General features: G+C 57.0%; 21 protein-coding genes. 14 read left to right on the forward strand and 7 right to left on the reverse strand.

All coding sequences use genetic code 11. The features are described 5' to 3' along the window. Positions 1-8: 8 nt before the first annotated feature. Positions 9-557, forward strand: a complete 549-nt coding sequence (rimL, locus tag SPG90_RS06645; RefSeq protein WP_047174316.1) for a 50S ribosomal protein L7/L12-serine acetyltransferase — start codon at positions 9-11, stop codon at positions 555-557. Here rimL and ydcK read toward each other — a convergent pair. Further along, positions 552-1532 (reverse strand): YdcK family protein, encoded by a 981-nt coding sequence (gene ydcK, locus SPG90_RS06650; protein ID WP_047174317.1) that lies wholly within the window; start codon positions 1530-1532, stop codon positions 552-554. The two genes, rimL and ydcK, sit on opposite strands and share 6 nt — an antisense overlap. 133 nt (positions 1533-1665) lie before the next feature. Between ydcK and tehB the strand changes: the two genes are divergently transcribed. After that, the gene (gene tehB, locus SPG90_RS06655) at positions 1666-2259 is read left to right on the forward strand and encodes a tellurite resistance methyltransferase TehB (RefSeq protein ID WP_126303285.1); all 594 of its coding nucleotides are present in this window, start codon (positions 1666-1668) and stop codon (positions 2257-2259) included. Here the strand turns inward: tehB and pepT are convergent. Then, a complete protein-coding gene (gene pepT / locus SPG90_RS06660; protein WP_126303286.1) occupies positions 2256-3485 on the reverse strand; it encodes a peptidase T in 1230 nt (409 codons plus the stop codon). The two genes, tehB and pepT, sit on opposite strands and share 4 nt — an antisense overlap. A gap of 111 nt (positions 3486-3596) precedes the next feature. On the opposite strand from pepT, the gene SPG90_RS06665 reads away from it, so the two are divergent. Together SPG90_RS06665 and SPG90_RS06670 are read left to right on the forward strand one after the other, a co-directional pair. Further along, positions 3597-5192, forward strand: coding sequence for an ABC transporter substrate-binding protein (locus SPG90_RS06665; RefSeq protein ID WP_126303288.1), 1596 nt, complete (start codon positions 3597-3599; stop codon positions 5190-5192). Positions 5193-5327: 135 nt separating this feature from the next. Next, entirely contained in the window at positions 5328-6002 is a 675-nt protein-coding gene (locus tag SPG90_RS06670) for a DUF3313 domain-containing protein (RefSeq protein WP_023311690.1), read from the forward strand. 34 nt (positions 6003-6036) lie between these two features. Here the strand turns inward: SPG90_RS06670 and SPG90_RS06675 are convergent, their stop codons facing one another. Then, positions 6037-6933, reverse strand: a complete 897-nt coding sequence (locus SPG90_RS06675) for a DMT family transporter (protein WP_248169155.1) — start codon at positions 6931-6933, stop codon at positions 6037-6039. A gap of 174 nt (positions 6934-7107) precedes the next feature. Here SPG90_RS06675 and SPG90_RS06680 point away from each other — a divergent pair, with 174 nt between their 5' ends. Further along, a complete protein-coding gene (locus SPG90_RS06680; RefSeq protein WP_032657103.1) occupies positions 7108-7980 on the forward strand; it encodes a helix-turn-helix transcriptional regulator in 873 nt (290 codons plus the stop codon). On the opposite strand, the gene SPG90_RS06685 is transcribed toward SPG90_RS06680, so the two are convergent. Then, positions 7960-9126 (reverse strand): benzoate/H(+) symporter BenE family transporter, encoded by a 1167-nt coding sequence (locus SPG90_RS06685; protein WP_322408029.1) that lies wholly within the window; start codon positions 9124-9126, stop codon positions 7960-7962. The two genes, SPG90_RS06680 and SPG90_RS06685, sit on opposite strands and share 21 nt — an antisense overlap. Positions 9127-9218: 92 nt before the next feature. On the opposite strand from SPG90_RS06685, the gene SPG90_RS06690 reads away from it, so the two are divergent. Together SPG90_RS06690 and SPG90_RS06695 are read left to right on the forward strand one after the other, a co-directional pair. After that, a complete protein-coding gene (locus SPG90_RS06690; protein WP_023311758.1) occupies positions 9219-9746 on the forward strand; it encodes a helix-turn-helix domain-containing protein in 528 nt (175 codons plus the stop codon). Positions 9747-9826: 80 nt separating this feature from the next. Continuing rightward, positions 9827-11791 (forward strand): peptidase U32 family protein, encoded by a 1965-nt coding sequence (locus SPG90_RS06695; protein ID WP_126303292.1) that lies wholly within the window; start codon positions 9827-9829, stop codon positions 11789-11791. Here SPG90_RS06695 and SPG90_RS06700 read toward each other — a convergent pair whose 3' ends face one another. Then, positions 11792-12022, reverse strand: a complete 231-nt coding sequence (locus tag SPG90_RS06700; protein ID WP_023311760.1) for a DUF2554 family protein — start codon at positions 12020-12022, stop codon at positions 11792-11794. It lies immediately after the preceding gene. 243 nt (positions 12023-12265) lie between these two features. On the opposite strand from SPG90_RS06700, the gene SPG90_RS06705 reads away from it, so the two are divergent. Continuing rightward, a complete protein-coding gene (locus tag SPG90_RS06705; protein WP_045354937.1) occupies positions 12266-12628 on the forward strand; it encodes a hypothetical protein in 363 nt (120 codons plus the stop codon). 163 nt (positions 12629-12791) lie between these two features. Here the strand turns inward: SPG90_RS06705 and SPG90_RS06710 are convergent, their stop codons facing one another. Together SPG90_RS06710 and ftrA are read right to left on the reverse strand one after the other, a co-directional pair. Beyond that, entirely contained in the window at positions 12792-13328 is a 537-nt protein-coding gene (locus tag SPG90_RS06710; RefSeq protein ID WP_126303293.1) for a dihydrofolate reductase family protein, read from the reverse strand. Next, positions 13328-14377 (reverse strand): transcriptional regulator FtrA, encoded by a 1050-nt coding sequence (gene ftrA, locus SPG90_RS06715; protein WP_322408030.1) that lies wholly within the window; start codon positions 14375-14377, stop codon positions 13328-13330. Before ftrA ends, SPG90_RS06710 begins: the two co-directional genes overlap by 1 nt. Before the next feature lie 73 nt (positions 14378-14450). Between ftrA and SPG90_RS06720 the strand changes: the two genes are divergently transcribed. The 6 genes from SPG90_RS06720 to urtD all read left to right on the forward strand — a co-directional run bounded on the left by SPG90_RS06720 (position 14451) and on the right by urtD (position 21063). After that, positions 14451-14864, forward strand: coding sequence for a rhodanese-like domain-containing protein (locus SPG90_RS06720; RefSeq protein ID WP_248182917.1), 414 nt, complete (start codon positions 14451-14453; stop codon positions 14862-14864). A gap of 156 nt (positions 14865-15020) precedes the next feature. Then, positions 15021-16124, forward strand: coding sequence for a cobalamin-independent methionine synthase II family protein (locus tag SPG90_RS06725; protein WP_322408031.1), 1104 nt, complete (start codon positions 15021-15023; stop codon positions 16122-16124). A 200-nt stretch (positions 16125-16324) separates the two neighbouring features. Next, positions 16325-17596 (forward strand): urea ABC transporter substrate-binding protein, encoded by a 1272-nt coding sequence (gene urtA / locus SPG90_RS06730; protein ID WP_322408032.1) that lies wholly within the window; start codon positions 16325-16327, stop codon positions 17594-17596. 22 nt (positions 17597-17618) lie between these two features. Then, positions 17619-19193, forward strand: a complete 1575-nt coding sequence (gene urtB, locus SPG90_RS06735; protein WP_322408033.1) for an urea ABC transporter permease subunit UrtB — start codon at positions 17619-17621, stop codon at positions 19191-19193. Beyond that, on the forward strand, positions 19193-20266 hold the full coding sequence (gene urtC, locus SPG90_RS06740; RefSeq protein WP_045354943.1) for an urea ABC transporter permease subunit UrtC: 1074 nt from the start codon (positions 19193-19195) through the stop codon (positions 20264-20266). Before urtB ends, urtC begins: the two co-directional genes overlap by 1 nt. Further along, positions 20266-21063 (forward strand): urea ABC transporter ATP-binding protein UrtD, encoded by a 798-nt coding sequence (gene urtD, locus SPG90_RS06745; RefSeq protein WP_023311769.1) that lies wholly within the window; start codon positions 20266-20268, stop codon positions 21061-21063. The genes urtC and urtD overlap by 1 nt, the downstream gene beginning before the upstream one ends. The last annotated feature ends 8 nt before the right edge of the window (positions 21064-21071 follow it).

Raw genomic sequence — 21071 nt, forward strand, 5'->3', positions numbered from 1 at the left:
GAGGGGCAATGACCGCAGCAAAATCCGAAATTATCCCGGTATCTGACGCTCTCGAGCTTCGCGCCGTCGAAGAGCGCTACGCCGCCGATCTGCATAATCTCGTCGTCAAAAACAAAACCTTTCTGCAAACCGCCTTTGACTGGGCGCAGCACGTGGGCAGCGAGGATGATACCCGCCGCAACGTGCAGAGTAACCAGATGCTGCACCAGCGCGGCTACGCCAAAATGTTTCTGATCTTCAAGGATGATGCGCTGGTTGGCGTGCTGTCGTTCAACACGATTGAACCGACGAACAAGACCGGGTACATCGGCTACTGGCTGGATGAAGGCCACCAGGGGCAGGGGATCCTCTCCCGCTCACTGCAGGCGTTTATGAGCTACTACGCTGAACGCGGGGAGATCCGCCGTTTTGTGATCAAGTGTCGGGTGGCGAATCAGCACAGCAACGGCGTTGCCGTACGCAACGGTTTTACGCTGGAAGGGTGCCTGCGGGAAGCGGAATACCTGAACGGTCGCTTTGACGATGTGAACATCTACGGGAAGATCTACGCCCTATAACGCCCCCAGCAGCGGGGTGCGGGTGATGCGCTGGTCGCCGTTAATCACCTTTTCGCCGCGCAGGTGAATGCTCTCCCCGGCAAAGGCTTCGATGACCGCATCATCGGTGATTTCAACCCGGTGCTCGATGAGAACATCGCCGCTGATCCGCGCGCGTCCCTGGATCACCACCTTATCGTCCAGCATGATCGGCCCGCCGCGCAGCCAGGCCTGACCGCCAATCAGAACGTGGTGCTTGATGACGCAGTTTCCCTCGACCACGGCATTCTCCGCAATCTGCGAGCTGTAGCGCACCGTTGGGATGGCATCTTCATCAAAGCCGGCAATCACGCGGGCGTTACCATAGACCTTTGCGCAGTCGCACACCCACACGTTGTTGAGTTCGTTTCCCTCGAGGATCGCGTTGTCGAAGACTTCGGCGCGGTGCTCAACAAAGGCAAAATTCACCATCGCTTCGCCGTAGATTTGCGCCTGGTGCACAATGCGCGACTGGCTGACGGTCGCCTTGTCGTAGATTTGCAGGATCTGGTCATGGTCCGGCGTTAGTCCTTTGGCAGCAAAGACCACGCTGTGGTGCAGCACGCGCGCTTCGCCGTAGATATGACACTCGCCCCGCACGCAGGATTGCTGAATAGTGACGTTGTCACTTATTCGCGCCCCGTGACTGATCTCCGCGCCGTCCAGCCAGCAGCTGTCACCGATACGGGCATCATGGCTCACGACGCACGGCAGGGTAAGACGCGCGTTGCCGGACACGGTCGCTCCGTCGAACACCACGCTGTTTTCGTCGTAGATCCAACATTCGCCGTCCTGCGAGAGGGCGCGCTCATCGTCAATCCAGCCGCCTCTCGTCCCGACAGTCACGTCGTTAAAGTCCGCCGTGGCGATAATCTGCCGCAGCGTGACGGAGCGGGTAGTGTCGCCGTTTTTCCATTGCCAGATGCGGGTTTCGTCGCTGAGGCGATATTTGTTCATCTTTATTTCTCTGATAAGCGTCTTCACTAAACGTAGCAAATTTTTCGATTTTCGAGCGGCTGGCAACCAGACGGTAAACGCCTTAAAATAGCATCCAGGATGCACTTTCACTTTATGAGAACGCAGGAAAACAATGACTGTCGATGAGAATTACTTCACAGAGAAATATGGCTTAACCCGTACCCATTCAGAAGTGCTGTACAGCGCGGAGATTGTGAAACCCGGTAAAACGCTGGATCTGGGCTGCGGCAACGGCCGCAACAGCCTTTATCTTGCAGCTAACGGCCACGATGTCACCGCATGGGATAAGAACCCGATGAGCATCGATAATATCGAGCGCATTAAGGCGGAAGAAGGGATCGATAACCTCCACACGGCGATTAAAGATCTCAACAACCTGAGTTTTGACGGCGAGTACGATTTCATTCTCTCCACCGTGGTGCTGATGTTCCTGGAGTCAAAAACCATCCCGGGGCTTATCGCCAACATGCAGCGCTGCACCAAGCCCGGCGGCTACAACCTGATTGTTGCCGCGATGGACACGGCAGATTACCCGTGCACTGTTGGCTTCCCGTTTGCGTTCAAAAGCGGTGAGCTGAGCAACTACTACGAAGGCTGGGAGTTGCTCAAATACAACGAAGACGTTGGCGAACTGCACCGCACCGACGAAAACGGCAACCGCATCAAGCTGCGCTTTGCCACGATGCTGGCGCGCAAGCCCGCTTAACGGGCGGCCAGCAGGCAGATCTGCAGGGCCGTGTTGTAAGACGCTTCGAACGACGACAGCGGCAGGAATTCAAACTTCGAGTGGAAGTTATGCGCGCCGGTGAAGAAGTTCGGCGTGAGTAGCCCTTTTGCCGAGAGCGCCGCGCCGTCGGTGCCGCCGCGCATGGGCGTCGGCTTCGGCGTGATGCCGAGCGATTCCATCGCTTCGAACATCAGATCGATAGCGCGCCGGTCTTCACCAATCGCATTGCTGATATTGCTGTAGGTATCTTCAATGCGATAGTCCACCCTGGCCGTTGGATACTGGGCGGCAATCCGCGCGGCTACGTCGGCAATCTGCTGCTTGCGGGCGGCAAAGCTGTCCTTGTCAAAGTCGCGGATATTGGCCTTAAGAATGGCCTCGTTTTGCCCGGCCTGAATGCCGTTAAACCAGATATAGCCCTCACGCCCCTCGGTGCACTCCGGCGTTTGCTGGCGGTCAAAATGGTTGATGTAGTCAGTCGCCATCAGCAGGGGGTTCACCAGCACGCCTTTGGCGGACATCGGGTGCGCCGTTACGCCGGTAAAGCGGATTTCAGCGGCTGCCGCATTAAAGTTCTCGTAGACAATTTCCCCCAGCTCGCAGCAGTCGATGGTCCAGGCGAAGTCGACGTCAAAGCGCTTAAGGTCCAGCGCTTTTGCACCGTTCAGGCCGATCTCTTCGTCAGGCACAAATGCCACGACGATATCCCCGTGCTGATGCTCTGCCGTCAGGTTTTCCAGCACCGTCATGACCACCGTAACCGCCGATTTATTATCCGCGCCCAATACGCTGGTTCCGTCGCTGAAAATAATTTCCTCATTCGGATACGCCAGAATTTCAGGGTGCTCTTTAACCCGCAGCCAGATGTCTTTCTCTTTATTCAAACAGAGATCTTCACCGGTAAAGGTTAATATTTGTGGATGAATATCCGGTGAAAGTCCCACGTCGACGGTATCAATATGGGTAATAAAGCCGATGCGCGGCGCGCCGGGCACGTTGCCTTTTTTGACCGCCGTTACCGTGGCGAATTCATCAATCACAATATCGTCTAACCCCAGCTGTGCCAGCTCCTGCGCCAGCTCCCGCGCCATGTCGTGCTGGCCCGGCGTTGAGGGCAGGGTTTTGACTTTGGGATCGCTCTGGCTGGTGATGGCGAGATAGCGGAAAAAACGGTGCGTTAATTGTCTGGAAAGCGGCGAGCCCATAGTGATTTGTTCCTTATTTATTTTTCGGGTGTTTGCCACATCACTTTAATGTTATTTATGAAATGGCAAAAGAATTAATTAGCCGTCGAATTAAAAAGACAGGAATAAATGATGAAAAGCAAACTCACAACTATAACGCTGGCGCTTGCTGCACTCACGGTCAGTTCCACCGTCGCCGCGAAAACGCTGGTGTATTGCTCCGAGGGATCGCCGGAAAATTTTAATCCTCAGCTATACACCTCGGGAACCAGCGTGGACGCCAGCGCCGTACCGGTCTATAACAGGCTGGTTGATTTCAAACCCGGCACCACGGAGCTGGTGCCAAGCCTGGCGGAGCGCTGGGAGGTGAGCGAGGACGGCAAGGTTTACACCTTCCATCTGCGTAAGGGCATTAAATTCCAGAGCAATAAATCCTTCACGCCGACCCGCGACTTTAACGCCGACGACGTGATCTTCTCGTTTATGCGGCAAAAAGACGTGAATCATCCCTATCACAACGTCTCTAACGGCAGCTACTCCAACTTCGAAAGCCTGGAGTTCGGCAGCCTGATTACCGCCATTGATAAAGTCGATGACCACACCGTGCGCTTTACCCTGGCGCACCCGGAAGCGCCGTTTGTCGCCGATCTGGCATGGTATTTTGCCTCGATCCTGTCCGCGGAGTATGCCGACGCGATGCTCAAAGCGGGCACGCCGGAAAAGGTGGATATGGAGCCTATAGGCACCGGGCCGTTTAAGCTGGCGCAGTATCAGAAGGATTCGCGGATCCTGTTTACGGCGTTTGCCGACTACTGGCAGGGGAAATCGAAGCTGGATCGGCTGGTGTTTAGCATCACCCCGGATGCCTCCGTGCGGTTTGCCAAAATCGAGAAGAACGAGTGTCAGGTGATGCCGTTCCCGAACCCGGCGGACCTGCCGCGCATGAAGGCGAACAAGGACATCAACCTGATGAGCAAAGCCGGACTGAATACCGGCTTTCTGGCGTTCAATACCCAAAAGCCTCCGCTGGATAACGTAAAAGTCCGTCAGGCGCTGGCGATAGCCATCAATAAGCCGGCCATTATTGATGCGGTTTTCCACGGCACCGGCACTGCGGCGAAGAACCTGCTGCCGCCGGGCGTCTGGAGCGCAGACAGCGAGCTTAAGGATTACGATTACGATCCTGAAAAGGCGAAAGCGCTGCTGAAAGAGGCCGGTTTTGCCAACGGCGTGAGCGTCGACCTGTGGGCGATGCCGGTGCAGCGTCCGTACAATCCGAATGCGAAACGCATGGCTGAGATGATTCAGGCCGACTGGGCGAAAATCGGCGTACAGACCAAAATCGTCACCTACGAGTGGGGCGAATACCTTAAGCGCGTGAAGGGCGGGGAACACCAGGCCGCGCTGATGGGCTGGACGACCGCAACGGGCGATCCCGACAACTTCTTTGGTCCGCTATTTACCTGTACATCGGCAAACGGTGGCTCAAATTCGGCGAAATGGTGCTACAAGCCCTTCGATAAAATTATTGCGGAAGCAAAATCAACCACCGATCGCGATAAACGCGTGGCGCTGTATAAAGAGGCTCAGCAAATGATGCATGATCAAATGCCGGCGGTGATGATTGCGCATTCAACCATTTTCGAACCGGTGCGCAAGGAGGTGGCGGGCTATGAAATTGACCCGTTTGGCAAACATCTGTTCTGGCAACTGGATATAAATCAGTAATTTTTCACTGCCCGGCACGCCTCCGGGCAGTCTTTTCGCAATTTGTGCTCTCCGCATCATTTTTTGTCACAACAAACCCATCGGTCTTTTGCTATAACTTCAAATGCATACTTGCAGATAACATGGAAAACTATCATGCGTACTCAAACTTTTTTTAAAGTTGCAGTGCTTACTGGTCTGTTGGCGTTGGCGGGCTGTTCTTCAAAAGTTGCGGCTCCCGAACAATATTCTGGCTTTTTAAAAGACTATTCCGGCTTGCAGCAGACGACGTCTGCGACGGGTAAACCAACGCTGCGTTGGGTTGATCCTTCTTATAACGAAGCTAATTACGACAGTATTCTCTGGACGCCGATTACTTATTATCCTGCGCCTAAACCGACCACACAAATTGGTCAAAAAACGCTTGATGAGCTGTTGAATTACACCAATAACAAAATGAAAACCGCTATTGGTACCCGTAAGCCAATTGTGACCACGCCGGGTAAACACAGCCTGATTTTCCGCGGTGCAATTACCGGGGTGAGTTCGCAGAAAGAGGGTCTGCAGTTCTATGAAGTGGTGCCGGTCGCGCTGGTAGTAGCGGGTACGCAGATGGCAACCGGGCATCGCACCATGGATACGCATCTCTTCTTTGAAGGAGAACTGATCGATGCGGCCACCAACAAACCGGTCATGAAGGTGGTGCGTAAAGGCGAAGGTAAAGATCTGAACAACGAAAGTACGCCGATGACCTTTGCGACGCTGAAGCAGGTAGTTGATGACATGGCGACGGACGCCACCATGTTTGATGTGAAAAAGACCGCGAAATAAAATAAAAAGGCCTGCGTAATGCAGGCCTTTTTATTTACGCCATTCGTAAGCGTCTGAACCAGGTTTCTGGTTTGGTAAACATCACCATATTTCCCCCCAGAATCAGCACTAATCCCACGATACCGTTGATATGCCAGACGTAGCCTTCATACACCGTGGAGATGGTCAGCGCCACCAGCGGGAAGAGCAGCGTACTGTAGGCCGCTTTGCCCGGACCGATGCGCCCCACCAGCGTGAAATAGGCGCCAAACGCAATCACCGAACCAAATACAGCCAGATAGAGCAGCGCGCCAACGTAGCTGACGGTCCACTCTGGCTCGAAGCTGTCGCCTCTGAACAGGGCAATGCAGCCCATCACCAGCGTGCCGTAGAGCATCGCCCAGGCGTTGGTGGTCATGGTTTCAAGTCCTCTGCGCTGGTGACGCATGCTGATCATATTGCCCAGCGAGAAGCCGTAGGTGCCGAGCGCGGAGAGGCCAATCCCGGTCAGGAGCGACGCGCTCCAGCCGCTGGCCAGCAGATCGTCCCAGAAGAGGGTGACGATCCCAGTCAGGCCCAGTGCTGCCGCCGTCCAGAAACGCGCGGGCGGGCGCTGCCCGAAGAAGATAAAGCTGTTAATGGCGTTATAGAGCACGGCCATGGAGAAAATCACCGATTCCAGCCCGGTATTGATGTGCGAGGCTGCGGCGTAAAAACACCAGAAGTTAAAGCAGAAAACGCAGCATCCCTGGAGGATACAAAAAAGGTGATCCCGCAGCGCCAGCTTGCGCAGGCGGCGCAGGACGATTAATACCACCATCATCGTGAGGCTGGCGACGGCGAAACGCCAGAAAATCGAGACGGGCGCCGCTACGGGACCCTGCTGCAGAAAAATCGCAATCCAGGTGGTTCCCCAGATGACCACCACCAGCCCGTATAATAATGCGTTCATACTTTTTCTCTTCTCAAACCACGGAAGCCCGCAGTATGGCGCCGAGATCGGTCAGGGGCTTTCACCGGCTTGCGGTCGACTTGCAAAATCTTGCGCTTTTTTCTTTCCCGGGGGCTGGCAACGGGAGACAACTCTTCTTAGACTGATATTCCAGTCAATCACGCGCTTACGGTCATGTCTCACGCTTACGATACCTTTGAAACGCTTTGCCAACAAAATGCGGTCCTGCGGGAAACCGTCTCGCTGAATTCGGGCATTCAGCTGGCAGCGTGGTACAACAAGCACGATACGATAACGGTAAAAAGTAACCACCATACCCTGAGCCTGTACGTAGCGGATGGCTACGAAAGCTATCAAAAAACGCCGGGCGGCTGGAAGAACGGCGGGGGACCGGACCGCTTCTGCTTGATGCCAAAAGAGAGCGAATCGACGTGGGATATCCGTGACGACCTGTCGTTTGTGCATCTGTACTGCACCGATGAACACCTGCGCGACGTGGGGGAAAAGATCTGGGACAAGCGCCCGCTTTCGCTGACGCTGGACGAGCGCATTTTTGGTAGCGATCCGAAGATCACCGCGCTGTATCGCCAGTTTTTACTCGGCTGCGACTGGCAGCAGCACGCCAACCAGCTAACCCTGAGCACGGCCTCTACGCTGCTCCTGACCCATCTGCTGCAAAACTACTCAAACGTTCAGTGGAAGCTGCCGGTCGTCACCGGCGGGCTATCGCCATTCGTGCTGCGCAACGTGCTGGCCTTTATTGAAGAGAATCTCGGGCAACCCCTTACGCTGGCTGAACTGGCGGCTCAGGCCGCCCTCAGCGAATACCATTTTGCCCGCATGTTCCGCCAGTCGACGGGGCTGGCGCCGCATCAGTATGTGATGCAGAGAAGAATGGAAAAAGCGAAGGCGCTGGTGCAGAACACGGCGACGCCGCTGACGGACATCGCCCTTGCCTGTGGGTTTAACTCCGCCAGCCACTTCAGCAACCGCTTTCGCAGCGCGACGGGCATGACGCCTTCGCAGCTACGCGCGGCGAGCGCGTGAAAACAGGGCATAGCACACGCCGCCCAGCACCAGCCCCCAGAATGCAGAACCGATGCCCAGGATCGTGACGCCGCTCGCGGTCATCAGGAACGTGACGATGGCCGCGTCGCGCTCCGCCTCGTGGCTCAGTGCCTGATATAAACTCCCGCTGATGGTGCCCAGCAGCGCCAGACCGGCGAGCGTCTGGATCCAGCTGAGCGGCAGAGCGGCCAGTAGCCCGGTAATCGAGCCGCCGAAAATCCCCGCCAGCAGATAAAATCCTCCGGCTGCGATGGCCGCCAGCCAGCGTTTTGCGGGATCCGGGTGCGCATCCGGGCTTTGACAAATGGCGGCAGTAATGGCTGCGATACAGATAGAAAAGACGCCAAAAGGGGAAAACAGCAGCGCCAGCGCTCCCGTAACGATGATGAGCGGCGAGACCGCCAGCGGGTAACCGGAGGCCTTCATCGTGGCGAACCCCGGTGCGTTTTGCGATGCCATGGTGACCAGGAAGAAGGGCACGCCAATACTCACCAGGCTGGTGAAGGTGAACGTGGGCGCAATAAACTCGGGCATCACTAGGGAGAACGCGAGCTTATCGGTGACAACGTCACCTTCCGCCCATGCCACGATACCGCCGGCCAGCAGCGTGACCACGATGGCATAGCGCGGCGCCAGCGCTTTTGCCAACAGCCACGCCGCAATCATGCTGCCGCACAGCAGAAAGTGACCCTCCAGGTGCGCAAACGCGTGCAGGCCAAACTGCAGCAACACGCCTGCCAGCATGGCGGCGGCAAGCGAATGGGGGATCAGCCACATCAGACGGGCGAAGAGCCCGGTGATGCCGCAAAGTAAAATGAGCGCATTAGCAAAGATGAACACGCCGATCGTTTCCGGCAGCGTCACGCCGTGCAGGCTGGTGGCGAGCAGCGCCGCGCCGGGCGTTGACCAGGCGGTCAGCACCGGCGCTTTGTACCACCAGGAAAGCGCCAGCGTGCTGACGCCCATTCCAATCCCCAGCGCGGTCATCCAGCCTGCGATCTGCTGTGCACTGGCACCAGCCGCCGCGGCGGCCTGCCAGATGATGGCGGCCGAGCTGGCGTAACCGACCAGCACGGCGACAAATCCAGCCAGTGCGACTGGAACAAGGTGAGAGGAAGGGCGCATAAAAACTCCGTTGTGCGTTATAACGTCCGATATAAGGTAACACTGTGCGCTATAGCGTACAAGTGGTATGCTGATCGCCATCAGGAGGGACCATGGACATCACACTACACCTTGCAACAACGCTGAAAACGCTGCGCCAGGCGCGCGGCTGGAGTTTGTCGAAGCTCGCGGACGAGACCGGCGTGTCAAAAGCGATGCTGGGGCAAATCGAGCGCAATGAATCCAGCCCGACGGTGTCGACGCTGTGGAAAATAGCCACCGGGCTGAACGTGCCGTTTTCCGCGTTCATCACGCCAGAGGCGGACCGGCAGGCGGTGTTTGACCCGCAGCAGCAGGCGATGGTGGTCAAACCGCTCTTTCCGTGGGACGAGACGCTCGGGTTTGATTATTTCTCCATTACCCTGGCACCCGGCGCGCTCAGTGAATCCACGCCGCATGAGGCCGGGGTGATTGAACATGTGGTGGTGGTCAGCGGCGAGCTGGAGATGAAGCTTGACGGCACGTGGCAGACGATTTCTGCCGATTCGGGTGTCCGTTTCGCCGGCGATAAACCGCACGCCTACCGCAACAGCAGCGACCGGACGGTGCATTTTCACTCCCTGATTCATTATCCCCGCTGACCCTGCGCAAAACTGTTTCGCTGACGCATACTTCTGACTACAATAGCCGCCATTTTGACCATAACGGATAACGACGAAGTATGCGCCTGCAATCCCATCATCTTGAACTTTTAAGCCCGGCCCGCGACGCCGCCATTGCCCGTGAAGCGATCCTTCACGGCGCTGACGCCGTCTACATTGGCGGCCCTGGCTTCGGTGCCCGCCATAACGCCAGCAACAGCCTGAGCGATATTGCTGAACTGGTGCCGTTCGCCCACCGTTTCGGGGCGAAAGTGTTCGTGACCCTGAACACCATTCTGCATGATGATGAGCTGGAGCCTGCGCAACGTCTGATTACCGATCTCTACCAGGCCGGGGTGGATGCCCTGATCGTTCAGGACATGGGCGTTCTGGAGCTGGATATTCCGCCCATTGAACTGCATGCCAGTACCCAGTGCGATATCCGCACGGTCGAGAAGGCGAAGTTTCTCTCCGACGTCGGCTTTTCGCAGATCGTTCTGGCGCGAGAGCTGAACCTGAATCAGATCCGCGATATTCACCAGGCGACAGACGCGACGATTGAATTCTTTATTCACGGTGCGCTGTGCGTCGCTTACTCCGGTCAGTGCAACATTTCCCACGCGCAGACGGGCCGCAGCGCCAACCGCGGCGACTGTTCTCAGGCCTGCCGTCTGCCGTATACCCTGAAAGACGATCGGGGCCGCGTCGTGGCGTTCGAAAAACACCTGCTCTCCATGAAGGATAACGATCAAACGGCCAACCTGGGCGCGCTTATCGACGCGGGCGTGCGTTCCTTTAAGATTGAAGGGCGCTACAAAGATATGAGCTACGTGAAAAACATCACCGCGCACTATCGCCAGATGCTGGACGCCATTATCGAAGATCGCGGCGACCTGGCGCGCGCGTCGGCCGGCCGCACCGAGCATTTCTTTATTCCGTCGACGGACAAAACGTTCCACCGTGGCAGCACGGACTATTTTGTGAATGCCCGTAAAGGGGATATCGGCGCGTTCGACTCACCGAAGTTTATCGGTTTACCGGTGGGCGAAGTGCTGAAAGTGGCGAAAGATCACCTTGATGTCGAAGTGACGGAACCGCTGGCGAACGGCGATGGCCTTAACGTGATGATTAAGCGTGAGGTCGTGGGCTTCCGTGCCAATACGGTCGAGAAAACCGGCGAGAACCGCTACCGCATCTGGCCGAATGAAATGCCCGCCGATCTCTACAAGGCGCGGCCGAACGCGGCGCTTAACCGTAACCTCGATCATAACTGGCAGCAGGCGCTGCTGAAAACCTCCAGCGAACGTCGTATCGCCGTGGATATTGAGCTGGGCGGCTGGGAAGAGCAGCTGATTCTGACCATGACTTGTGAAGACGGCATCAGCGTGACGCATACTCTCGACGGCCTTTTCGAGGTGGCAAACAACGCGGAAAAAGCGCTCAACAACCTGAAGGATGGGGTGGCGAAGCTGGGCCAGACGATTTACTACGCGCGCGCTATCGACGTGAATCTGCCGGACGCGCTGTTTGTGCCGAACAGCCTGCTTAACCAGTTCCGCCGTGAAACGGCAGAGATGCTGGATGCCGCGCGCCTGGCGCAGTATCCGCGCGCTAGCCGAAAAGCGGAAGCCGTTCCTGCACCCGTATACCCGGAGACACATTTATCCTTCCTGGCCAACGTTTATAACCATAAAGCGCGTGAATTCTATCATCGCCACGGCGTGCAGCTGATCGACGCAGCCTATGAAGCGCATGAAGAGAAGGGCGATGTGCCGGTGATGATCACCAAGCACTGCCTGCGCTTTGCGTTTAACCTGTGTCCTAAGCAGGCAAAAGGGAATATTAAGAGCTGGAAGGCAACCCCCATGCAGCTGGTAAACGGCGATGAAGTTCTGACTCTCAAGTTCGACTGCCGTCCTTGCGAAATGCATGTGATTGGCAAGATGAAAAACCACATCTTCAAAATGCCGCAGCCCGGCAGTATTGTGGCGTCCGTCAGTCCGGACGATCTGATGAAAACCCTGCCAAAACGCAAGGGCAGCTAATTACCGAACGTGCGTGTCCGGTTTGCGCGACTTCTGCCACAGGTGGTGTTCGCGCAAACCCTCCGCCGACTCTTCTGCAGCGCTTCGCAACTCATCGCTGTCGGCTTCATGACGAAGCTGATGCCCTACATTCTTGACCCATAAATATTCGTGTCCTTTGTGTCCGGCCATAAGCTGGCCTGAAAACAGCGCACAAATAAGCATGACGAAAGATAACCCTTTTTTTATCATGGTTTCACCGCTGAAAAACAATGCGGAATAATCATGTCGATTATTTCTTAGGGTTATTATTCAAAAATTAAAATTAGCGCAAAGAAAATGTCAAATAATGTTCGTTCGAAATAGCGGTTAGGACAGTTCCTAAAAACATCTGAATCTTTGTAAACTACCATTTCTGGTCCACAATTGGAGGTATGCATTACGGATTAATCTTATATAATAGTAATCTTAGGCTAAGGAACAGGTCATTTATAAATGAAAAAAATAATAGCGCTTGCGCTTCTGGCAGTGGCTGTTGGAGCCGCTGCAGGGGTTCGTTATGCAGGTAATGACGAACCAGAATATATTCAATCTGCAGAAATTCGCGTGGGTTCTTATTTAACCAGCGATTATGGTAGAGTTGCCTGCGCCAGCAAAAAAGTGAACGATCAGCGTTGGGAATTAGACTGCACTCATCAGGCGAGAGGAAAAACATTCCAGTTTGCGGTGTATCCCTCTGAAAAAGCACCTTATGGTGTCGCTCGCTCCTTTTATCTGGAAGCCATTAATGACGATGCAAAACAGAGCGCTGAGCAGGGCCTTATGCGTTATTTGCAGATCAATACCCATACTGGTTAATAAGGTTGTTTAGCGTTCGTTAAGACAACAGGTGTTAGATTGTGTGAGATCCGCTGCCCGGCCATGGAGTGTCGGGACGTAGAGACCAAAACACAAATCTATCCATGCAAGCATTTACCGCCATTTTTTGGCGGTTTTTTTTGCGCAGACCGTCGCGATAGGGTTATAGCGTCAGGCGATAATGCGACTGCACCAGGCCCGAAGGGAAGCTGCGGCTTGATACCAGGGTCAAATCAATATCCCGGGACAACGTTCCGAACAGCGGTTTTCCCTCCCCGAGCAGTACAGGTACGGTCGTGATCACCATATCGGCTACCAGTCCTTCGCGCAGGAACGACTGTATCACCTGTCCGCCATCAAGATAGACGCGATGTACGTCCTGCGCAGCGAGATCGTCCAGCACCTCCTTTGGCGTCCGGGATGAAAACTGCACTTTGCCCCTCAGCGCCTCCGGCACGGGCGTATCGGCCAGTCGTCGCGAGAGCACCAGCACGGGACGATCGTAAGGCCATGCGTCAAAGGTCAGTACCTTCTCATAACTCCCTCGTCCCATCACGATGCAGTCTTTGTCCGCGATGAACGCCTCATAGCCATGATCTTCCGCCGGATCGTCGCGCTGCACCAGCCAGTCGATATCGTCATTCTGTCGGGCGATGTAACCATCAAGACTAACCGCGATAAAAACGTGTGTGGTGACCATCAGGTGCTCCGTGTGCCAGTGTAACCCTTAAACTGACGCCTCAGCGTGCAGTAACCCGGACGTGAAAATTGTTTGCGATACTGAGCCGGGGAAAGCGCGAACTGCTGGCGAAAATGATGACGCAGTGTCGACGCCTGACCAAACCCGGTCTGTTCAGCGATGCTGTCGATGCTTAACCGGCTGCTTTCCAGGTAATCTTTTGCTCTCAGCAGGCGCTCATTGATTAACCAGCGTGCGGGCGTCGTCCCCGTTGCCGCCTCGAAGCGACGAAGGAAGGTGCGCGGGCTCATTCCGACCCGACGCGCGAGGGAGTCGACGCTGTGCGCCTCGATAAGATGCGTGTGCAGAAAATCAAACAGCTGGCCGAGACGCTGGCTTTCCCGCAGCTGCGCCACCGGGCGGGTCAGCTGCTGTGGCTGTGAACCATCCCGGTGAGGGGGAATGACCAGCCGACGCGCCACGCTGTTTGCTGTTTCCATGCCATAATCCCGCCGCACAACGTGCAGACAGAGATCGATTCCCGCCGCGCTGCCAGCGGACGTCAGAATATCGCCTTCATCCTGGTAGAGTACATCCTCAACCACGTCGATGTCAGGGTAGCGGACTTTCAGCGCGTCAATGTAGCGCCAGTGCGTCGTGGCTTTGCGGCCGTTCAATAGCCCCGTTGCGGCCAGCACAAACACTCCCGAGCAGATGGAGAGCAGCTGGCATCCTCGCGCGCTGGCCTGGCGTAGTGCCTCGCAGAGCGCGTCCGGAACCGGTGAATCTATCCCCCGCCAGCCGGGAATCACAATCAGGTCCGCAGACGCAAGCAGGCTTAAATCACCATCGGTAACGATGCGGATCCCGCCTGTTGCCCGAAGTTCACCGTAGTCCACGCTCGCCACGGCAAAACGATACCATTCGTCGCCCAGCTCGGGCCGCGGCAGGCCGAAGATCTCCACCGCCACGCCAAACTCAAAGGTACACAGACCGTCATATGCCAGCACCACCACCTGCGGGCGGGCAATTTGTCTTAAGTTTGTCATCTTTTTGCTGTTTTCTGGCATAAGCGAACGCATTCACGGGCTGAATTTGTGGATAGAGTAGTGTTAACACAAACGCCAAAGATGAGGAAGGAGCATGAGCTATGTTACTGAATTTCCGGCCGCCGAGCCGCAGGAAGCCGTTACCCATTTTCTGCGCCGCCTGAGCGTTGAAACCGACTGCGCGGATGTGCACCATGCCATCGCCAATAATGAGCAGGACTTCGTGCTGCTGCACGTAGTGGGGAGCCCGGAGCAGTTTGCCCGCCGTCACGTACCTGGCGCATTGCACCTGCCGCGGAGCCAGATGACCGCCGAGCGCATGGCCGAATGGCCTGAAGGCACGCTGTTCGTCGTTTACTGCGCAGGGCCGCACTGTAACGGCGCGGACAGAGCCGCGCTCAAGCTTGCGCGCCTCGGGCTGCCGGTCAAAATCATGCTCGGGGGGATCACCGGATGGGAGGATGAAAAGTTCGCCTTTGCCAGCAGCGAAACCGCCGTCGCGCTGTGAACATGAATTTTTTTCAACACCCGTGAAATTTTCTCGTTTGCCGGTGCCAGTGAGGTATGACATTGTTTTTGGACATTTAGACATCCAGAAGTCTAAAGCTTCAAATGATGAATTATCACTGCTGGCAATTATCGTCGGCAGACTGAGGAGATTTCCATGCAACGACAGCACGCCCCGTACCGCGCCGATGTAGTCGGCAGTTTTTTACGCCCGGATGCCATCAAACAGGCTCGCCTGAAGTTCGCCAGCGGCGAAATTGACGCCGGACAGCTTCGCGCGGTAGAGGATGATGCCATCCGCCACGTCGTTGAGCAGCAGTGTGCGTGCGGCCTGCATGTGGTCACCGACGGTGAATTTCGTCGTGCCTGGTGGCACTTCGACTTCTTCGATGGTCTGCAGGGTGTTGAGCGCTACGATTCACAGCAGGGGATCCAGTTCAACGGGGTACAAACCAAAGCCCACGGCGTGCGCGTTACCGGCAAACTGGGCTTTGGCGACCATCCGATGCTCGAGGATTTCCGCTACCTGAAAAGCATCAGCGGCAATGCTCAGCCGAAGATGACCATTCCCAGCCCGAGCGTGCTCCATTTCCGCGGCGGGCGCAAAGACATTGATGCGACGGTGTACCCGGATCTGAATGACTATTTCGACGATCTGGCGACCACCTGGCGCGACGCCATCCGCGCATTTTACGACGCGGGCTGCCGCTACCTGCAGCTGGACGACACCGTCTGGGCCTATCTTTGTTCGGACGACCAGCGCCGTCAGATCCGCGAGCGGGGCGATGATGCCGATGAGCTGGCACGCATCTATGCCCGCGTCCTGAACAAGGCGCTGGAAGGCAAGCCGGAAGATCTGACCATCGGCCTGCACGTCTGTCGCGGTAACTTCCGTTCCACCTGGATTTCCGAAGGCGGCTATGAGCCGGTGGCGGAAGTGCTGTTCGGAACGGTCAACGTTGACGCGTTCTTCCTTGAATACGACAACGACCGCAGCGGGGATTTCGCGCCATTGCGCTTCATTCGCCCGGGCAAACAGCAGGTGGTGCTGGGCCTGATCACCACGAAAAACGGCGAGCTGGAGAACCCGGAGGGGATTAAATCCCGTCTGGAAGAGGCGGCAAAATACGTGGCAAAAGAGCAAATTTGCCTCAGCCCGCAGTGCGGCTTTGCTTCTACCGAAGAGGGCAACAGCCTGAGTGAATCCCAGCAGTGGGACAAAGTCCGTCTGGTCACGCAGATCGCCAGCGAAGTCTGGTAAAGCCTCTTCCACAGCGCTGCATTATAAAAGTGCAGCGCTGTGCCATTCTGAGTCGTTCTCTTTACATCCCGCGTTCCCCCACCTGAAATAGCGCCTCCTCCATTCTGGCATCCTTTTTGCTCCTGCTTCGCTGACACATTTTTTTCCGCGTCCACGCCGTAACGGACGTTTTGACAGCGTTCTTTTTCAGGAGTGAAAATATGCAGCGTCGTACCTTATTAAAAGCCTTTGCGTTATCTGCGTCCGTCGTGGCGATGGGAATGAGTTTTGGCGTGCAGGCGGCCGATACCATCAAAGTGGGGATCATGCATTCTCTTTCCGGCACCATGGCCATCTCCGAAACGCCGCTGAAAGACGTCGCGCTGATGACCATCGACGAGATCAACGCGAAAGGCGGCGTGCTGGGTAAAAAACTGGAGCCGGTGGTGGTGGATCCCGCCTCAAACTGGCCGCTGTTTGCCGAGAAGGCGCGCCAGCTGTTAAGTCAGGATAAAGTGGCGGTGGTATTTGGCTGCTGGACGTCGGTATCGCGCAAATCCGTGCTACCGGTCTTCGAGGAGCTGAACGGTCTGCTGTTCTATCCGGTGCAGTATGAAGGCGAAGAGATGTCGCCAAACGTCTTCTATACCGGCGCGGCGCCGAACCAGCAGGCCATCCCCGCGGTGGAATACCTGATGAGCGAAGACGGCGGCGCGGCGAAGCGCTTCTTCCTGCTGGGTACGGACTATGTTTATCCTCGCACCACCAACAAGATCCTGCGCGCTTTCCTGCATTCGAAAGGGGTGGAGGATAAGGACATCGAGGAGGTTTATACCCCGTTCGGTCACAGCGACTACCAGACCATCGTCGCCAACATCAAGAAATTCTCTGCGGGCGGTAAAACCGCCGTGGTGTCGACCATCAACGGCGATTCCAACGTTCCGTTCTACAAAGAGCTGGCTAACCAGGGTCTGAAGGCGACCGACGTGCCGGTGGTGGCGTTCTCCGTGGGAGAAGAAGAGCTGCGCGGGATCGACACCAAACCGCTGGTCGGCAACCTCGCGGCGTGGAACTACTTTGAATCCGTGGATAACCCGACCAACCAGGCCTTCGTGGCGGATTACAAAGCCTATGCCAAAGCGCACAAGCTGCCGAATGCCGATACCGTGGTGACCAACGACCCGATGGAAGCCACCTACGTGGGGATCCATATGTGGGCGCAGGCGGTGGAAAAAGCGGGTACTACCGACGTGGATAAAGTGCGTGCGGCGATGGCCGGCCAGTCCATTAAGGCGCCGTCAGGCTTCACGCTCACCATGGATGCCACCAACCACCATCTGCATAAGCCGGTCATGATCGGCGAAATCGAAGGCAACGGTCAGTTCAACGTGGTGTGGCAGACGGAACAGCCGGTGCGCGCCCAGCCGTGGAGCCCGTTCATCGCCGGAAACGATAAAAAGCCCGACCAGCCGATGAAAACCGCCAGCAACTAAGCCATCACCAGGGAGAAACGTCATGAACGCCATGCGCATGTTCATCGCTCTTGTATGGCTTTCCGGACTGCTGCCAGGGATGGCGCAGGCATCGGATGCCGATCGTTTTGTTGCCGCCAGCCGCAGCCAGCAGGCGGAGTTGCTAACGCAGTGGGCCGAAGCACCGGACGCCGCGAGGCTGCCGCTGCTGCAGGCACTGCAAAAAGAAAATCTCTATACCGACAGTCAAAAGCACGCCTTTGCGCAGCGCAGCGGTCAAATGGTGTCGCTCGGTGACGCTAAGTCGATCGAAGGGGCAGCCAAAGCCGTTCGTTTGACCAACCGGCTGCGCGTGCTGGCCGCCACGGCCATCGCTACGCATCAGCTTGTGAGTGACAGTGTCACTGAAAGGCGGGCGGCGGCTCGTCAGCTTCAGCGGGATGCCCAGCCCGGAATGCTCGCTTTTCTGGAAAAGCGGGTAAACGATGAAACGGACGCGGTGGCACGTCAGGCGCTAGTACTGGCGGTGGCGAATCTCCAGCTCTCCAGCCCGCAGGCAGAGGTGCGCCGCAAGGCCGTCGAATTATTAGGGCAGTCCGACGATCCGGACGTTGAGTCCAGACTTACCCCGTTTACCCAGGCACAGGCAGAGCCGGATGCCGGGGTGCGCGCCGCCGCACAGGAGAGCCTGAGCCAGATCCAGCATCGACTGATGTGGGGCGATCTGCTGGGCCAGGCGTTTATGGGGCTCTCCCTGGGGTCGGTGCTGCTGCTGGCGGCGCTGGGGCTTGCTATCACCTACGGCCTGCTGGGCGTCATCAATATGGCGCACGGCGAGATGCTGATGCTGGGGGCATATGCCACCTGGATGGTGCAGCAGGCGATGGCCGGGCTTGCGCCACAGTGGCTGGCGCTCTATCCCGTTATCGCGCTTCCGGTCGCGTTCTGCCTGACGGCGGGCATCGGAATGGTGCTGGAGCGCACCGTGATCCGCCATTTGTACGGTCGCCCGCTGGAAACGCTGCTGGCAACGTGGGGGATCAGCCTGATGCTCATCCAGCTGGTGCGCATGACGTTTGGCGCCCAGAACCTGGAGGTGGCCAACCCGGCATGGCTGTCCGGCGGGGTGCAGGTTTTTGCCAACCTGACGCTGCCGTGGAACCGCATCGTGGTGCTGGGCTTCGTGCTGCTGGTGCTGTTCTTTACCTGGCTCATTCTGAATAAAACCCGTCTGGGGCTGAACGTGCGCGCGGTGACGCAGAACCGCAGCATGGCCGCCTGCTGCGGGGTACCGACAGGTCGCGTCGATATGCTGGCGTTTGGGCTTGGATCAGGGATTGCCGGGTTAGGCGGCGTGGCGCTATCGCAGCTCGGTAACGTCGGGCCGGAGCTGGGTCAGGGCTACATTATTGATTCCTTCCTCGTGGTCGTTCTCGGTGGCGTAGGGCAGCTGGCAGGCAGCGTGGCCGCGGCGTTTGGTCTGGGTATTTTCAATAAAATTCTTGAACCGCAGATGGGGGCGGTCCTGGGCAAGATCGTGATTCTGGTGGCGATCGTACTGTTTATTCAGAAACGCCCTCAGGGGCTGTTTGCGCTGAAAGGAAGGGTGATTGACTGATGAGCCAGCCGCTGACCTTAACGCTGGCGCGCAAAGCGCCGCGCACAACGCAACTTGCAGGCAGCCTGCTGGTGGTGTGTCTGCTGATATTACCGTTTTTCGCCTTACTGCCTGCGACGCATCCGCTGGCGCTGTCGACCTGGATGCTGACGCTGATTGGCAAGATCCTCTGCTATGCCATCGTTGCGGTGGCGCTGGATCTGGTGTGGGGCTACGCCGGGATGCTCTCTCTTGGGCACGGTATCTTCTTCGCCCTGGGCGGCTACGCGATGGGCATGTACCTGATGCGCCAGGCTGCGGGTGAAGGTCTTCCTGCGTTTATGTCGTTTCTCTCCTGGAGCGAACTGCCGTGGTTCTGGTGGGGAACCCAGCATTTTGCCTGGGCGCTGGTGCTGATTGTGATGGTACCGGGCCTGCTGGCGCTGGTGTTCGGCTGGTTCGCCTTCCGCTCAAAGATCAAAGGGGTCTATTTCTCGATTATGACCCAGGCGCTGACCTATGCCGGCATGCTGCTGTTCTTTCGCAACGAAACCGGTTTTGGCGGCAATAACGGCTTTACCGGCTTCACCACGCTGCTTGGGTTTTCGGTGACGGAAACGACCACCCGTATCGCGCTGTTTCTGGCGACCGTGCTGTTGCTGATTCTGGCGTTGGGCACCGGATTTGCCCTGGCGAAGAGCAAGTTTGGGCGCATCCTGACCGCCGTTCGCGACGCCGAAAACCGCCTGACGTTTTGCGGCTACGATCCGCGCGGGTTCAAGCTGCTGGTATGGACGCTTTCTGCCGTGCTGTGCGGCCTGGCGGGGGCGCTGTATGTCCCGCAGGTGGGCATTATCAACCCTGGCGAAATGTCGCCGACCAACTCGATTGAAGCCGCGATCTGGGTGGCGCTGGGCGGGCGCGGCACGCTGGTCGGGCCGGTGATTGGCGCGGCGCTGGTAAACGGCGCCAAGAGTTTCTTCACCGTCGCGATGCCGGAATACTGGCAGCTGTTCCTGGGGCTGATTTTCATCGCCGTCACGCTGTTTTTACCGCGCGGCGTCTACGGTCTGTTTCGAAAGGGAGAGAAATAATGCAGCCAGCCGAAGGGTTATTTACCCGCCAGTTGCCGGGCGATCGTTACCGTGAACAGACCGACCCGGTGCTGCAGCTTGAGGCCATTAACGTCAATTTTGATGGATTTCAGGCCCTGACCGATCTCTCGCTGAATATCGGCGTGGGCGAGCTGCGCTGCGTGATTGGCCCTAACGGCGCTGGTAAAACCACGCTGATGGACGTCATCACCGGCAAAACGCGGCCAAAGAGCGGCAGGGCGATTTACGATCAGTCCATCGACCTGACCGCGCTGGAGCCTGCGGCCATTGCCCGCCAGGGGATCGGGCGTAAATTCCAGAAGCCCACGGTTTTTGAAGCGCTGACGGTGTGGGAAAACCTGGAGATCGCCATGAAAACCGATAAATCCGTCTGGGCGAGCCTGCGGGCAAAACTCAACGGTGAACAGCGCGACCGAATCGATGAGATGCTGGTTTTGCTGCGCCTTAGCAGCGAGCGCGACCGCCGCGCCGGGCTGCTTTCGCACGGGCAAAAACAGTTTCTGGAGATCGGTATGCTGCTGGTTCAGGACCCGCACCTGCTGCTGCTGGATGAACCGGCCGCCGGGATGACCGACGCGGAAACCGAATACACCGCCGAGCTGTTCAAAACGCTGGCGGGTAAGCATTCCCTGATGGTGGTGGAGCACGACATGGGCTTTGTTGAGACTATCGCCGACCACGTCACGGTGCTGCATCAGGGACGCGTGCTGGCGGAAGGTTCGCTTCGCGAGGTGCAGGCCAACGAGCAGGTGATTGAGGTCTATCTGGGGCGCTAAGGAGCGAT

Origin of the sequence: Enterobacter sp. D2, from assembly GCF_034427575.1 — a bacterium.
GTDB lineage: Bacteria > Pseudomonadota > Gammaproteobacteria > Enterobacterales > Enterobacteriaceae > Enterobacter > Enterobacter cloacae_M.

What these genes read in the sequence shown, in the direction of transcription:
- rimL (WP_047174316.1), top strand. Translation starts at nt 9, where the DNA reads ATGACCGCAGCAAAATCCGAAATTATCCCGGTATCTGACGCTCTCGAG.
- ydcK (WP_047174317.1), bottom strand. Translation starts at nt 1,532, where the DNA reads ATGAACAAATATCGCCTCAGCGACGAAACCCGCATCTGGCAATGGAAA.
- tehB (WP_126303285.1), top strand. Translation starts at nt 1,666, where the DNA reads ATGACTGTCGATGAGAATTACTTCACAGAGAAATATGGCTTAACCCGT.
- pepT (WP_126303286.1), bottom strand. Translation starts at nt 3,485, where the DNA reads ATGGGCTCGCCGCTTTCCAGACAATTAACGCACCGTTTTTTCCGCTAT.
- SPG90_RS06665 (WP_126303288.1), top strand. Translation starts at nt 3,597, where the DNA reads ATGAAAAGCAAACTCACAACTATAACGCTGGCGCTTGCTGCACTCACG.
- SPG90_RS06670 (WP_023311690.1), top strand. Translation starts at nt 5,328, where the DNA reads ATGCGTACTCAAACTTTTTTTAAAGTTGCAGTGCTTACTGGTCTGTTG.
- SPG90_RS06675 (WP_248169155.1), bottom strand. Translation starts at nt 6,933, where the DNA reads ATGAACGCATTATTATACGGGCTGGTGGTGGTCATCTGGGGAACCACC.
- SPG90_RS06680 (WP_032657103.1), top strand. Translation starts at nt 7,108, where the DNA reads ATGTCTCACGCTTACGATACCTTTGAAACGCTTTGCCAACAAAATGCG.
- SPG90_RS06685 (WP_322408029.1), bottom strand. Translation starts at nt 9,126, where the DNA reads ATGCGCCCTTCCTCTCACCTTGTTCCAGTCGCACTGGCTGGATTTGTC.
- SPG90_RS06690 (WP_023311758.1), top strand. Translation starts at nt 9,219, where the DNA reads ATGGACATCACACTACACCTTGCAACAACGCTGAAAACGCTGCGCCAG.
- SPG90_RS06695 (WP_126303292.1), top strand. Translation starts at nt 9,827, where the DNA reads ATGCGCCTGCAATCCCATCATCTTGAACTTTTAAGCCCGGCCCGCGAC.
- SPG90_RS06700 (WP_023311760.1), bottom strand. Translation starts at nt 12,022, where the DNA reads ATGATAAAAAAAGGGTTATCTTTCGTCATGCTTATTTGTGCGCTGTTT.
- SPG90_RS06705 (WP_045354937.1), top strand. Translation starts at nt 12,266, where the DNA reads ATGAAAAAAATAATAGCGCTTGCGCTTCTGGCAGTGGCTGTTGGAGCC.
- SPG90_RS06710 (WP_126303293.1), bottom strand. Translation starts at nt 13,328, where the DNA reads ATGGTCACCACACACGTTTTTATCGCGGTTAGTCTTGATGGTTACATC.
- ftrA (WP_322408030.1), bottom strand. Translation starts at nt 14,377, where the DNA reads ATGCCAGAAAACAGCAAAAAGATGACAAACTTAAGACAAATTGCCCGC.
- SPG90_RS06720 (WP_248182917.1), top strand. Translation starts at nt 14,451, where the DNA reads ATGAGCTATGTTACTGAATTTCCGGCCGCCGAGCCGCAGGAAGCCGTT.
- SPG90_RS06725 (WP_322408031.1), top strand. Translation starts at nt 15,021, where the DNA reads ATGCAACGACAGCACGCCCCGTACCGCGCCGATGTAGTCGGCAGTTTT.
- urtA (WP_322408032.1), top strand. Translation starts at nt 16,325, where the DNA reads ATGCAGCGTCGTACCTTATTAAAAGCCTTTGCGTTATCTGCGTCCGTC.
- urtB (WP_322408033.1), top strand. Translation starts at nt 17,619, where the DNA reads ATGAACGCCATGCGCATGTTCATCGCTCTTGTATGGCTTTCCGGACTG.
- urtC (WP_045354943.1), top strand. Translation starts at nt 19,193, where the DNA reads ATGAGCCAGCCGCTGACCTTAACGCTGGCGCGCAAAGCGCCGCGCACA.
- urtD (WP_023311769.1), top strand. Translation starts at nt 20,266, where the DNA reads ATGCAGCCAGCCGAAGGGTTATTTACCCGCCAGTTGCCGGGCGATCGT.